The sequence below is a fragment of the Comamonas sp. B21-038 genome (genome assembly GCF_022387135.1).
Lineage (GTDB): Bacteria > Pseudomonadota > Gammaproteobacteria > Burkholderiales > Burkholderiaceae_C > Comamonas > Comamonas sediminis.
In genome coordinates this window covers 186438-199734 of record NZ_CP092462.1, presented here as the reverse complement: position 1 = coordinate 199734, position 13297 = coordinate 186438, and the positions used below count along the sequence as shown (strand labels likewise).

Annotated in this window: 16 protein-coding genes; 2 read left to right on the top strand and 14 right to left on the bottom strand. The window is 64.3% G+C overall.

Annotated elements, in window-relative coordinates; all coding sequences use genetic code 11:
• Window positions 1-57: 57 nt before the first annotated feature.
• From galE to MJ205_RS00870, 7 genes are all read right to left on the bottom strand, one after another.
• Window positions 58-1068, bottom strand: coding sequence for a UDP-glucose 4-epimerase GalE (galE, locus tag MJ205_RS00900; protein WP_239810774.1), 1011 nt, complete (start codon window positions 1066-1068; stop codon window positions 58-60).
• Between the two features lie 337 nt (window positions 1069-1405).
• Window positions 1406-2152 carry a 1-(5-phosphoribosyl)-5-[(5-phosphoribosylamino)methylideneamino]imidazole-4-carboxamide isomerase gene (gene hisA, locus MJ205_RS00895; protein ID WP_239810773.1) on the bottom strand — a complete coding sequence of 249 codons (747 nt, stop codon included), beginning with the start codon at window positions 2150-2152 and terminating at the stop codon, window positions 1406-1408.
• A 32-nt stretch (window positions 2153-2184) separates the two neighbouring features.
• A complete protein-coding gene (gene hisH / locus MJ205_RS00890) occupies window positions 2185-2853 on the bottom strand; it encodes an imidazole glycerol phosphate synthase subunit HisH (RefSeq protein WP_239810772.1) in 669 nt (222 codons plus the stop codon).
• A gap of 38 nt (window positions 2854-2891) precedes the next feature.
• Window positions 2892-3521, bottom strand: coding sequence for an imidazoleglycerol-phosphate dehydratase HisB (gene hisB, locus MJ205_RS00885; protein WP_239810771.1), 630 nt, complete (start codon window positions 3519-3521; stop codon window positions 2892-2894).
• Window positions 3518-4636 carry a histidinol-phosphate transaminase gene (gene hisC / locus MJ205_RS00880; protein ID WP_239810770.1) on the bottom strand — a complete coding sequence of 373 codons (1119 nt, stop codon included), beginning with the start codon at window positions 4634-4636 and terminating at the stop codon, window positions 3518-3520. Before hisC ends, hisB begins: the two co-directional genes overlap by 4 nt.
• Before the next feature lie 27 nt (window positions 4637-4663).
• Window positions 4664-5104 carry a PIN domain-containing protein gene (locus MJ205_RS00875; protein ID WP_239810769.1) on the bottom strand — a complete coding sequence of 147 codons (441 nt, stop codon included), beginning with the start codon at window positions 5102-5104 and terminating at the stop codon, window positions 4664-4666.
• Window positions 5101-5361, bottom strand: coding sequence for a DUF6364 family protein (locus MJ205_RS00870; RefSeq protein WP_239810768.1), 261 nt, complete (start codon window positions 5359-5361; stop codon window positions 5101-5103). Before MJ205_RS00870 ends, MJ205_RS00875 begins: the two co-directional genes overlap by 4 nt.
• A 100-nt stretch (window positions 5362-5461) precedes the next feature.
• Between MJ205_RS00870 and MJ205_RS00865 the strand changes: the two genes are divergently transcribed.
• Window positions 5462-6337 carry an NAD-dependent protein deacetylase gene (locus tag MJ205_RS00865; RefSeq protein WP_239810767.1) on the top strand — a complete coding sequence of 292 codons (876 nt, stop codon included), beginning with the start codon at window positions 5462-5464 and terminating at the stop codon, window positions 6335-6337.
• A gap of 134 nt (window positions 6338-6471) precedes the next feature.
• Window positions 6472-8013, top strand: coding sequence for a glycosyltransferase family 39 protein (locus tag MJ205_RS00860; protein WP_239810766.1), 1542 nt, complete (start codon window positions 6472-6474; stop codon window positions 8011-8013).
• Between the two features lie 49 nt (window positions 8014-8062).
• Here MJ205_RS00860 and hisD read toward each other — a convergent pair whose 3' ends face one another.
• From hisD to MJ205_RS00825, 7 genes are all read right to left on the bottom strand, one after another.
• A complete protein-coding gene (hisD, locus tag MJ205_RS00855) occupies window positions 8063-9382 on the bottom strand; it encodes a histidinol dehydrogenase (RefSeq protein ID WP_239810765.1) in 1320 nt (439 codons plus the stop codon).
• Window positions 9383-9450: 68 nt separating this feature from the next.
• On the bottom strand, window positions 9451-10095 hold the full coding sequence (hisG, locus tag MJ205_RS00850) for an ATP phosphoribosyltransferase (RefSeq protein ID WP_239812625.1): 645 nt from the start codon (window positions 10093-10095) through the stop codon (window positions 9451-9453).
• Between the two features lie 91 nt (window positions 10096-10186).
• Window positions 10187-10429 (bottom strand): BolA family protein, encoded by a 243-nt coding sequence (locus tag MJ205_RS00845; protein WP_021026078.1) that lies wholly within the window; start codon window positions 10427-10429, stop codon window positions 10187-10189.
• Between the two features lie 101 nt (window positions 10430-10530).
• Window positions 10531-11286, bottom strand: a complete 756-nt coding sequence (locus MJ205_RS00840; RefSeq protein ID WP_239810764.1) for an ABC transporter permease — start codon at window positions 11284-11286, stop codon at window positions 10531-10533.
• Window positions 11283-12233 (bottom strand): ABC transporter ATP-binding protein, encoded by a 951-nt coding sequence (locus MJ205_RS00835; protein WP_239810763.1) that lies wholly within the window; start codon window positions 12231-12233, stop codon window positions 11283-11285. Before MJ205_RS00835 ends, MJ205_RS00840 begins: the two co-directional genes overlap by 4 nt.
• Window positions 12234-12288: 55 nt before the next feature.
• A complete protein-coding gene (locus MJ205_RS00830) occupies window positions 12289-12564 on the bottom strand; it encodes an STAS domain-containing protein (protein ID WP_239810762.1) in 276 nt (91 codons plus the stop codon).
• 9 nt (window positions 12565-12573) lie between these two features.
• Window positions 12574-13224, bottom strand: coding sequence for an MlaC/ttg2D family ABC transporter substrate-binding protein (locus MJ205_RS00825; protein ID WP_239810761.1), 651 nt, complete (start codon window positions 13222-13224; stop codon window positions 12574-12576).
• Window positions 13225-13297: the final 73 nt, after the last annotated feature.

Below are 13297 nucleotides of genomic sequence, written 5' to 3'. Positions count from 1 at the left end.
TGCGGGCAAGAAAAAAGCCTGGCGCTGGGTGCGGCCAGGCTGGTCCTGCAGCGCCTGTCAATGCACGCTGCGGCCTACACCAATCTGCCAGCGCCAGACGTCTTCCATCATGCGGTCCAGCCCCAGCTGGGGCTGCCAGCCCAGCTCGGCGCGAGCGCGCGAAATATCGGCCCAGCAGTGGGCCGCATCGCCTGCCCGGCGTGCACCAATGCGGAAAGGTACCGCGCGGCCATTGGCATGCTCGAAAGCGCGCACCAGACCCAGCACCGACGTAGGCTGGCCCGATCCAATGTTGAAGCGCGACAGGCCCGGATGGCTGCGCAGGTACGGCAAGGTCGCCACATAGGCCCGGGCCAGGTCCATCACATGCAGATAGTCGCGTATGGGCGTGCCATCCGGTGTGGGGTAATCGCCGCCGTAGATGCGCAGACCATCGCGCTTGCCGGCAGCGACCTGGGCCAGGTAAGGCGCAACATGGGAGGACATGCGCGGCGGGTCTTCGGCGATCAGGCCGCTGTCATGGCAGCCCACTGCATTGAAACTGCGCAGCAAAGCCATGCGCCAGCGCTTGGGCGAGGCCTCATCGAGGCTGCTGAGCACCTGCTCGACCATCAATGCGGTCTGGCCATAGGCGGTGCTGACCGACAGCGGTGCATCCTCTCGCACAGCCACCGGCGCTGGATCGCCGTAGACCACCGACGACGACGAGACGATCAGGTTTCGCAGCCCTGCGGTCTGCATCGCGCGCAACAGACCGATCGTGCCCGAGACATTGTTGTCGTAGTAGCGCAGCGGCTCACGCGCGGCATCCGCTGATGCAGTGAGAAAGGCGCTGTGGATGACGGCATCGAAATGCTGCTCGTCGAACAGCTGCTCGAGCACGGTCACATCACGCACATCGGCATCGATGCACGGCGGTGTGAACCCCAGGATTTTGGCCAGCCGCGTAATGACCGAACGCCTGGCATTGCTGAAGTTATCCAGAATCAAGAACGGCATGCCGGCTTCGGCCAGCGCAATGCAGATATGAGAGCCAACATAGCCGGCTCCGCCAGTCACGAGTATCACAGGGGGCTTTCAAAGAGGTCTCGCAGAATGCGCTATCCAAGGCTCCTATAGCTGCAGGCATCCTGACCAAGCGTACATTGTCCAATAAGCCAAACTTATGTAAATCGCTTACCGGTCAACATAAGCTGCTGCCGGTAACAACTAGCATTTGTTGACATTCTTCAAATTTGTAGTCAACACATCGACTTAAAAGCGGGGTGTAGTCCAGGTCCCACAGCCCCAACACCAGCAAACCACTGAGGCAGTATACAAACTGTTTCAATTGACACAGCCATAAAAAAGGCCACCTGTCGGTGGCCTCGCAAAACAGCGCCGCTGACGCGGGGCCCGCCCCTGGTCAGAGGCTGTCGCTGAGCTCGTCAGCCCGCTCCTGTGCTGTTGCAAAGTCCAGATCGCCGGTATAGATCGCGCGGCCGCAAATGACGCCTTCCACCCCTTCGGGTTCGGCCTTGCACAGCGCTTCGATATCCGCCATGCCCGACAGACCTCCGGAGGCAATGACCGGAATCTTGATCGACTGGGCGAGCTTGATGGTGGCTTCCATGTTGATGCCGCTGAGCATGCCGTCACGGCCGATGTCGGTGTAGATGATGGATTCCACCCCCCAGTCCTCAAAGCGCTTGGCGGTCTCGATGACCGAATGCTGGGTGATCTTGCTCCAGCCGTCGGTCGCGACCATGCCGTCCTTGGCATCGAGGCCGACGATGATGTGGCCGGCGAAAGCCGTACAGGCGTTCTGCAGGAAGCCCGGGTCCTTCACGGCAGCGGTGCCGATGATCACGTACTGCATGCCGGCATCGATGTACTTCTCGATGGTGTCCAGATCGCGGATACCGCCGCCGAGCTGCACGGGCAGCTCGTCACCGAACTCCTTGAGGATGGCCTTGATGACCGGCAGGTTCTTCGGTTGACCGGCAAAGGCGCCATTGAGATCCACCAGATGCAGGCGGCGCGCGCCGGCATCGTACCAGCGGCGCGCGACCGCAACCGGGTCTTCACCAAAGGTGGTGGATTGGTCCATATCGCCTTGCTTGAGGCGCACGCAGTGACCGTCCTTGAGGTCAATCGCAGGAATGAGCAGCATGGTAGTGAGGCTGGCGGTTGTCGGTGAAAGGATTAAGGGTTCCAGTGCAGAAAGTTGCGGTAGAGCGCCAGGCCCTGGTCCGCACTTTTTTCCGGATGAAACTGGGTCGCGAAGAGGTTGTCGCGGCCGATGGCGCAGGCAAAGCGCTCGCCGTATTCAGCCCAGCCGTGGCACTGGGCATCACTGGCGGGGGCCGCATAAAAGCTGTGGACAAAATAGAAATAGGACTGGTCGGGCACGCCCTGCCAGACCGGATGCGGCTGGCCGCCATGGGCTTGTTGCTGCACCTGGTTCCAGCCCATCTGCGGCACCTTGTAACGGCTGCCATCGGCCTGGGTACGGCCCGCCAGCTGGAACTTGCGCACCTGGCCGGCAATCAGGCCCAGGCCCGGGGTGTCGCCCTCTTCACTGTGGTCCAGCAGCATCTGCATGCCCACGCAGACGCCGAACATCGGCTTGTTGCGGGCCGCTTCCAGCACGCTGTCCTGCAGGCCGGAGGCCTTGAGCTCGGCCATGCAGTCGCGCATGGCGCCCTGTCCTGGCAACACGATGCGAGTGGCAGCACGCACGACGTCGGGGTCGGCCGTCACCACCACGGCCACGGACGAGCCCGCAGCCGCCGCCTGCACGGCCTGTGACACCGAGCGCAGATTGCCCATGCCGTAGTCCACCACGGCAACGGTATTGGATGAAGTTGTCATAGCAAGAATGGAGTGTAGCAACTGCCGCCAACGGCAGCTTACAGCGAGCCCTTGGTCGACGGTATCACGCCGGCCATGCGGGGATCATGCTCCAATGCGAAACGCAGTGCGCGCGCAAAGGCCTTGAAGATGGTCTCGCACTGGTGGTGGGCGTTGAAACCCTTGAGGTTGTCGATGTGCAAGGTCACACCGGCATGGTTCACAAAACCCTGGAAGAACTCGTACACCAGCTGCGTGTCGAGCTGGCCAATGCTGCCGGCGGTGAATGTCACATCCATGTGCAGACCGGGGCGGCCGGAGAAATCGATCACCACGCGGCTCAGCGCCTCATCGAGCGGCACATAGGCATGGCCATAGCGGCGGATGCCTTTTTTATCACCGATCGCCTTGGCAAAGGCCTGGCCCAGCGTAATGCCGATGTCCTCGACGGTGTGGTGGCCGTCGATGTGCAGGTCCCCTGCGCATTCGATGTCCAGATCGATCAGGCCATGGCGCGCGATCTGGTCGAGCATATGGTCCAGAAAGCCGATGCCCGAGTTCAGACGGGCCTGGCCCGTGCCGTCGAGGTCGACACGCACCTGGATGCGGGTCTCGGCGGTGTTGCGCGCCACCTCGGCCGTGCGGTGCAGCGGCGTGGCGGACGATGGGGTGGGCACCAGATGGTTCATAGAGACTCCTTGAGCGCCGCCAGCATGCGGGCATTTTCTTCACGGGTACCGACGGTCAGCCGCAGGCACTGGGCCAGCAGCGGGTGCATGGCCGAGACATTCTTGACGAGTACGCCACGCGCCTTCATCGCCGCCTGGGTCTTGCCCGCATCGTCCACGCGCATCAGAACCATGTTCGCTTCCGACGGCCAGACCTTGCGCACGCCGCTGAGCGCCTGCAGCGCGTCGATCAGCGGCTGGCGTTCTGCCCGGATGGCGCGCGCCTGCTCGGCATAGAGCGCCTCGTTTTCCAGCGCAAAAATCGCCGTCTCGCAGTTGAGCACACTGATGTTGTAGGGCGGGCGCACCTTGTCGATCTCGTTGACGATGACCGCCGGCCCCACCAGGTAGCCCAGGCGCGCACCGGCCAGGCCGAACTTGGACAGGGTTCGCATCAGCAGCACATGGGCGTTGCGCACAGGATCGGCGCGCATCTGGTCGATCCAGCTGCGGCTGGCAAAGGGCTGGTAAGCCTCGTCCATCACCACCAGGCCGCCCACGTCAGCCACCGCATCGATGACAGCCTGCACCTTGTCGTCATCCCACAAGGTGGCAGTCGGGTTGTTGGGGTAGGCGATATAGGTGATGGCGGGCTGGTGCGCAGCAATGGCGGCCTGCATCGCAGGCACATCGAGGTCAAAGTCTGCCGTCAGGTTGACGCCGACAAAGTCCAGCCCCTGCAGTTGGGCCGACATCGGGTACATGACAAAACCTGGCATCGGCGCGAGCATCTTGGCGCGTCCGCCGGCATGGGGCTGGGCCGTGGCCAGCGCCAGCAACGTGATGATCTCGTCGGAGCCATTGCCGAGCAGCACGGCCATGCCCGTGGGCGCGCCCACATAGTCGGCCAGCATTTTCTTGAGCGTCTCCAGGCGCTCGCCCGGGTAGCGGTTGATCTCCAGCGCGCCCAGCCGCTCGCCCAGCTTGCGCTGCAGTGCATCTGGCAGACGGTAGGGGTTCTCCATGGTGTCCATCTTCAGCAGACCCTTGGAATCTTGCACATGGTAGGCCTGCATGGCGCGCACATCGGCGCGGATGCGTTGCAAGGCCTGCAGAGAATTGTCTTGAGACGTCATCGGATCACTCTTTCACATCAAGAATATTCAGGCTTTGGCCTGGGCCGGTGCAGCCTGCCGCAACGGGTGCACGATGGTGACCCCGCCAAACTCGGCGCCATGGGGCAGGTAGAGGCTGAGCATCTGCTGGCAGCCACTGTGCTGGGCGCAGGCCACCGCCAGACAATCGCCAAAGTCCAACGCATGGCGCGCCTGCACCGCCCACGCGGTCTCCAACGTGGCGGCATCGGTCTTCCACGGCGTCCAGCTTTGGTAGCGGCGGATGGCAGCACGTGCATCGCCTTGGGGCATGGGGCTGGCCGCCGTCGTGACCTGGTCGTAGAACTCGCTCAGCGCCTGGTTGCCGGTGCGGCCGGTACGGGTGCTCCACAGCACATCCAGCCAGTCCAAGGTGGCCTGGTAGAGCGCCGCGTCCGAGACATTCTCTGCGGCGACCAGCACCGAGGTATCGACAAACACAGTGCTCATGCGCCCTCCTGCCCAGTCTTGCGGCGGCCGCCGATGGTGCGTGCCGCTGCTGCGCCGGCCGGGGGCATGGCGCCGCCTTGCCAGCTGCGCTCGTCCGTGCGCCAGGCGAGATAGGCGCGTTCATAGGCGTCCTCGCGCTGCTGGAGCTCAGCCATAAAATCCCCTACCATGCGCGAGACGCTGGTGCCGCGCCGCGCGGCCTCGACCCGGGCCCATTCCAGCACGCTGTCTTCCACAGTGATGGTGAGATTTTTCATGGCGCCGATTTTACACGAAATTCGTGCAACACGAATTTCGTGTCGCTAATCCAGACTGCAGCAATCGGGCGCTGCGGCCACTATCATCAAGGTCTGAGCCATGCCACTTCTCACCGACCTCCTCCCGCAAGCCGCCGCATCGACCGATCTGGCGGCTTTGACGCAGTTGCTGCAGCAGCACCGCCCCTGGACCGTGCTGACCGGCGCTGGCGTCAGCACCGGCAGCGGCATCCCCGACTACCGCGATGCGCAGGGCGCCTGGAAGCGCCCCGCCCCGGTGCGCTTTCAGGATTTCATGGCCGATACGCTCACGCGCCAGCGCTACTGGGCGCGCAGCCTGATCGGCTGGCCGGTGTTCTCGCAGGCCCAGCCCAATGCCGCGCACCAGGCACTGGCCCAGCTGGAGCAAGCCGGTTATGTCCAGGCGCTCATCGCCCAGAATGTCGATGGGCTGCACCAGCGCGCGGGCAGCCAGCGGGTGGTGGACCTGCATGGCCGGCTGGACCAGGTGGTCTGCATGGGCTGCGGCCAGCACCTGGCGCGCGCGGACTTCCAGCACCAGCTGATCGCCGCCAACCCCGATTGGCAGCACCTGAGCGCCAGCGCCGCCCCCGATGGCGATGCCGATCTGGCCGGCGTGGACTTTGCCGCTTTCCAGGTGCCGGCTTGCCCCGCCTGCGGCGGCATTCTCAAGCCGGATGTCGTCTTCTATGGCGAAAATGTTCCGGCCGCGCGCAGGCAGGAGGCCATGGAGCATCTGGCCGCCAGCGGCGCGCTGCTGGTGGTGGGCAGCTCGTTGATGGTGTATTCCGGCCTGCGCTTTGTGCATGCCGCCAAACAGGCCGGCATGCCGGTGGCGGCCATCAACCTGGGCCAGATGCGCGATGACGCGCTGCTGGACCTGAAGCTGGCACAGCCCTGCGCGCCCGCGCTGCGCAGTCTGGCCGAATGGCTCGTGCCGGCCCGCAGCGGCTGATATTTTCAGTAACCAATACCTGCGGCGATGCACCCCCCACGGGAGATGCGGCCGATAGCCTGCAGCTACACTAGCGGGCTTTACATAGCTCTCGACCAGCCTCCGCGCTGTGAAGCCTTCTCTCGCTCCACTGCATGTCCCCTGCCGTTTCGCCCCCATCCCAGCCGCACGACCACCAGAAAACGCTGCGTCTCGTGCTGGCCTGTGCCTGCCTGTACGCCTTGGCCTGGACCCTCTTTCCACCGCTGCTGGCCCCCAGCTTTCCGCTCGATGTGGTCGAGAGCCTGGGCTGGGGCCGTGAATGGCAATGGGGCTACTACAAGCACCCGCCGCTGCCGCCCATTGCGCTGCATGTGTCCTTTCTGGCACTGGGCCGCTGGGGCCCGTTTGCACTGAGCCAACTCTGCGTGGCGCTGACCTTGTGGCTGGTCTGGCTCACGGCCTGCCGCCTCGTCGGGCGCGAGCGCGCCTTTATCGGCACCGTGCTGACGATGGGCGTGGTCTTCTACACCCGGCCCGCGCTGGAGTTCAACCACAACATTGCGCAAATGCCCTTTTGGGCCGGCATCTGCTACTTCTACCTGGCCGCCTGGCAGGACGACAAGCGCTGGCAGTGGCTGATGCTGGGCCTGATGGCGGGACTGGGGCTGCTGAGCAAGTATTCCATTGGCCTGCTGCTGCTCTGCCTGGGGCTGTTTACCGTGCTGAGCCCCGCACGCAGCCTGCTGCGCCGCCCAGGCCCCTGGCTGGCGCTGGCCGTGATGGGGCTGGTATTTGCACCGCATCTGCTTTGGCTGCACAACAACGACTGGCTGCCCTTCTCCTATGCCAAGGACCGCTCCTCCAACCACTATGGCGAATCCGCCCGCGCAGGCGCGCTGGGCTTTTTGCTGACCCAGTTGCTCAACCACCTGCCGCTGCTGCTGGTGCTGCTGTTTGGCTTTTTGCGGCTGCGCTGGTCCAGGCTGCGGCCTGCGGTGCGCGCCCCTTGGCAATGGCACAGCGCCAAGCCGGCTTACCTCTGCCTGATCGCGCTGGCCCCGGGTTTGCTGCTGGCCACCTTGGGCATGGCGCTGGGCTTGCGTTTGCGTGATATGTGGGGCGTGCCGATGTGGCCTTTCAGCGGCGTGCTGGCTGCAGCGCTGATTCCCAGCGCCTGGCTGGCGCCCATGCGCCCTTATCTGCTGCGCGGCATCATCGTGTGGCTCACGGTGATTTCCATGCTCTGTGGGTTGTACCTGTGGAAGATTTCGGACTTCCGCAGGAGCCCCGTGCGCAGCGACTGGCCCTCGGCTGCGCTGGCGCAACAGGCCGAAGCCACCTGGAACGCGCTGTCCAGCTGCCCGCTCGATACCGTGGCCAGCGATGCCTGGACGGGCGGCCTGGTCGCCATCGGCGCCAAGAGCCAACCGTCGGTGCTGATACCCGGTGATCCGCGCCACTCGCCCTGGGCCACGGCCAAGCGCCTGCAGCAGCATGGCGCGCTGCGGATCTGGCAATTGGAAGAGGATGCGGATCGGGATGCGCCTACCGGGCCGTATCCAGTGCTGGACGGTCTGCAAGGCATGCGCGTGCATGAGGGCGCGTGGAGCATTCCCTGGCCCCGGGGCCAAAGCCGTACCCAGCTGGTGGTGCAGTGGCGCGCCTACGTACCTGCCGCCTGCGAGCGCCGCTGATCAGCCCGTGCCCCGGCCATTGTGAGCCGGGGCAGCAGGCGTGCGGTACTCAGCGCTTGATGCGCATCTCGGCTGCGCGCGCGTGGCCTTGCAGGCCTTCGCCGTAGGCCAGTACCGCGGCGGTCCTGCCCAGCACCTGGGCACCGGCCTCGCTCACCTCGATCAGGCTGGAGCGCTTCTGGAAATCGTAGACACCCAGTGGCGACGAGAAACGGGCGGTGCCGCTGGTGGGCAGCACATGGTTGGGGCCGGCGCAGTAGTCGCCCAGGCTCTCGCTGGTGTAGGCGCCCAGGAAGATCGCGCCCGCGTGCTTGAGCAGCGGCTCCCACTGGTGCGGATCGCGGCTGGAGACCTCCAGATGCTCGGGCGCAATGCGGTTGCTCAGCGCGCAGGCCTCTTCCATGTCACGCGTGAGGATCAGCGCGCCCCGGTCCGACAGACTCTTGGCGATGATGGCCTTGCGCGGCATCTCGGGCAGCAGACGGTCGATCTCGCGCTGCACGGCATCCAGGTAGGCGGCATCCGGGCACAGCAGAATCGACTGCGCCAGCTCGTCGTGCTCGGCCTGCGAGAACAGGTCCATCGCGACCCAGTCGGGTGGCGTTGTGCCGTCGGCCAGCACCAGGATTTCGCTGGGGCCGGCAATCATGTCGATGCCGACCAGGCCGAACACCCGCTTTTTGGCGCTGGCCACATAGGCATTGCCCGGGCCGGTGATCTTGTCGACCTTGGGGATGGTCGCAGTGCCGTAGGCCAGCGCGGCCACGGCCTGCGCACCGCCAATGGTAAAGGCGCGGTGTACGCCAGCCACATAGGCAGCGGCCAGCACCAGCGGGTTCTTCACGCCCTGGGGCGTGGGCACCACCATGATGATGTCCTCCACACCGGCCACATGGGCCGGGATGGCATTCATCAGCACGCTGCTGGGATAGGCAGCCTTGCCACCGGGCACATAGATGCCCACGCGGTCCAGCGGCGTGACCTTCTGGCCCAGCAAGGTGCCGTCCTCGTCGCGGTAGCTCCAGCTCTCGCCATTGGCCTTTTTCTGGGCCTCGTGGTAGCTGCGCACGCGGCGCGCGGCGGATTCGAGTGCCTCGCGCTGGTCGGCGGGCAAGCCGTCGAATGCAGCCCGCAGCTCTTGCTTGCTCAGCTCCAGCGCCTGCATGCTGTCCGCTTGCAGGCCATCAAAGCGCGCGGTGTAGTCCAGCACGGCGGCATCGCCGCGCTTTTGTACATCCGCCAGGATGTCGGCCACCCGCTGCTCAATGGCAGCATCCGTGTCTGCCGACCAATGCAGGCGCTGCGCAAAGTCATGCGCAAACTGGGCATCGGTGGTTGACAGACGGGCGGGAGCGGCGACGAATTCCATAGTGATTACCTTCTGACTCAGACACTTTTCAAACAGGCAGGTGCCCGCCTGGGGATGGTGGGCGTGGCTCAGCTGTTCTGGCCCACACCGGCTGCAAACACATCGATGATATGGCGCAGGCGCTTTTGCTTGAGCTTGAGCGCCGCCTGGTTCACCACGAGGTGCGAGCTGATGTCGATAATGTGCTCGACTTCCTGCAGGTGGTTGGCGCGCAGCGTATTGCCGGTGCTCACCAGGTCAACGATGGCATCGGCCAGCCCGGTCAGCGGCGCCAGTTCCATGCTGCCGTAGAGTTTGATCAGGTCCACGTGCACGCCCTTGCGCGCAAAGAACTCGCGGGCAATCTGCGGGTACTTGGTGGCCACGCGCAGGCGCGCGCCGCGCTTGACGGCCTGGGCATAGTCAAAATCATTGCGCACCGCCACGCTCACGCGGCACTTGGCAATCTGCAGGTCCAGCGGCTGGAACAGGCCGTCACCGCCATGCTCCAGCAAGGTGTCCTTGCCGGTCACGCCCAGGTCGGCACCGCCGTATTGCACATAGGTGGGCACATCGGAGGCGCGCACCAGCACCACCTGCACATCGGGCTGGGTGGTGGCAAAAATCAGCTTGCGCGATTTTTCGGGGTCTTCCAGCACCTCGATGCCTGCGGCTGCCAGCAGTGGCAGGGTTTCGTCAAAAATGCGGCCTTTGGAGAGGGCCAAGGTGATCATGGTGGTGTTGTCCATGGGGCACTTTCGCCAGCGGCAGCCTGTGCATCCGCGCCGGATGGGGCTGGGCCAGCCTGGGTTGAAACAAGAAAAATCAGGCCTGCTGGGCAGCCCACTCGGCAGGGGTGTGCGTCTTCATCGACAGCGCATGCACTTCATCGGTATGCATCTTCTGGCCCAGCGTGGCATAGACCAGCTGGTGGCGCTGGATCAGGCGCTTGCCCTCGAAGGCAGGCGACACGATCGTCGCAAACCAGTGGCGGCCATCGCCTTCGAGCGCGATATGCTCGCAGGCCAGGCCGGCGGTGATGATGTCTTTGAGGTCCTCAGCAGTCATTGCATGCTCTCACTTGTTCGGTTCTAAATGCCTGCCAGCCGCGCCGTGGGGCGGGACGCTGGCCAGGCGGCTGCAGCCACGCGGGCTGCAGCAGGTAGTCATCAGTTGCGGATCTTGTAGCCGGTGCGCAGCAGCTGCACGGCCAGCGCACTCACCAGCAGCCAGGCGACGGCCACAATACCCAGACTCAGCCAGGGGGAGGTATCGCTCTGGCCAAAAAAGCCGTAGCGGAAGCCGTCGATCATGTAGAAGAACGGGTTCAGGTGGCTGACCTTTTGCCAGAACGGGGGCAGCGACTGGATCGAATAGAACACGCCCGACAGAAAGGTCATCGGCACGATCACGAAATTCTGGAATGCCGCCATCTGGTCAAACTTGTCCGCCCACAGGCCGGCGAGCAGGCCCAGGGTGCCCATCAGCCCGGCACCCAGCACCGCAAACATCAGCACCCAGGGCAGCGACGCAAAATGCGGCGGCGCAAAGAACAAGGTGATCACATAGACGCCCAGGCCCACGGCCAGACCGCGCACGATGGAGGCACCGACAAACGCGAAGAACCAGCCCCAGTGCGACAGCGGCGTCAGCAGCACAAACACCAGGCTGCCCATGATCTTGCTTTGCACCAGGCTCGACGAGCTGTTGGCAAAGGCGTTCTGCAGCAGGCTCATCATCACCAGGCCCGGCACCAGGAAGGCGGTGTAGCTGACATCGCCGAACACCGTCACCCGGCCTTGCAGCACATGGCCAAAAATCAGCAGATAGAGCACGGCGGTCAGCACCGGCGCGGCTACGGTCTGGAAGCTCACCTTCCAAAAACGCAGCACTTCTTTGTAAAACAGGGTTTGCCAGCCGCTCATCGTGCCACTCCCGCACCCAGCTGCGTCGTGGCATGGTCCACCACGGCATCGCGCGCCATCACTTGCAAGAACACATCCTCCAGATCCGCGCGGCGGATCTCCAGGTCTTCCACCACCACGCCGGCAGTGCGCAGTTGCGCAAGGATGCGCTCCACGTCCGCGGCGCTGCTGGCGGGCAGTTGCACAATGCGGCCGGTGATGCGCGCCTGGGTTGCCAGGTCCGCCGGCAGCAGGCCATCGGTCTTGAACTGCAGCACGTTCGAGGAGCTGCCCTGCAGCAGCTCGGCCATCGTCGACAGTGCCACCACATGGCCCGAGCGCAGCATCGCAATGCGGTTGCACAGCGCCTCGGCCTCTTCCAGGTAGTGGGTGGTGAGCAGCACCGTGTGGCCCTGCTTGTTGAGCTTGCTGACGAACTGCCACAAGGTCTGGCGCAGTTCCACATCGACGCCAGCCGTGGGTTCATCGAGCACGATGATCGGCGGCTTGTGCACCAGCGCCTGGGCCACCAGCACGCGGCGCTTCATGCCACCCGAGAGCTGGCGCATATTGGCGGTGGCCTTGTCGGCCAGCCCCAGGCTTTCGAGCAGCTCGTCGATCCAGGCATCGTTGTTCTTCACACCGAAATAGCCCGATTGGATGCGCAGCGACTCGCGCACATTGAAAAAGGGATCGAAGACCAGCTCCTGCGGCACGATACCGAGCTTGCGCCGCGCATTCGCATAGTCCTCGCGCACGTCGCTGCCCAGCACCTTGACCGAGCCACTGCTGGCGCGGGCCAGGCCGGCCAGAATACTGATCATGGTGGTCTTGCCCGCGCCGTTGGGGCCGAGCAGGCCAAAGAACTCCCCTTCCTCGATATCGAGGCTGACGTTGTTCAATGCCTGGAAGGGCCCCTTGGCGGTCTGGTAGACCTTGGAGACGGATTGGAATGCGATGGCGGACATGAGTCGGCCATTGTAGGCGCAGCGGCCAGATGGCGCTGTCCTGGGGATTCAGTGATCAGCCGGCGGTTTGCAGCAGGCCATCGACGCCATAGAGGCGCGCGAGCGACAGTACCGGCGCGGACAGACCGAGCATCTGCAAGGGCCGGCCCGCCGCCATTGCCGCGCGGCGGCAGCCCAGCAGCACGGCCAGCGCCGATGAGTCGAACACCGCCAACCCACTGGCGTCGATCTGCACCGCAGCGCCTGCGGGCAGCTGTGCCAGGCTTGCCTGCAACTGCTGCAGGCAGGCCTGGGCCTGGTCATGGGTCAGGGTCGACGGGAGGCTGAGCACGGCCATCGCTTATTTTTTGCCCGCATTGGCCTTGTTGCGGGCGGCGATGGAGTCGATCAAGGTCTGAGGACTGCCTCCGGGCTTGTTGAGCTCTTCCTGGAACTGGTTGCGGTAGGTTTCCACCATCCAGATACCCATCACGTTCAGGTTGTAGATCTTCCAGCCCATGCCCTGGCCAGGGGTTTTCTGCAGGCGGTAGTCCAGCTGGATCGGGTCGCCACGGCCCAGGATCTCCGAGCGCACCACCACCTCCTTGTCACCGGCCTGCATGCGCACGGGTTTGACGCTGATGGTCTGGTCGCTCACCTGGTGCAGCGCACCGGCATAGGTGTTGACCATCAGCTTCTTGAATTCATCCTGCAGTTGCTGCTGCTGCGCGGCCGTCGCGGTACGCCACTTGGGGCCCACGGCCGACGCCATCATGCGGCGAAAGTCCACATTCGGCATCACGACGCTGTCGACATACGAGGTGATCTTCGAGACATCGCCACTGCGGATCGCCTGGTCGGTCTTCAAGGTGTTGAGCACCTCGTCCGAGAGCTGCTTGATCATTGCGTCCGGTGCCATGTCTGCGGCGCTTGCCACCAAAGGGGCCGAAGCCATGCCGGCTACCAGCGCCCAGGCAGCGCAATACTGCCCCCATGCTCGACGATTCATCATAATGTGTCCTTTTCTACCCGCGTCTGCGCTGCAGACCTGAGCGTTTTTAGATACTGGGGACGGCACGCAGTTG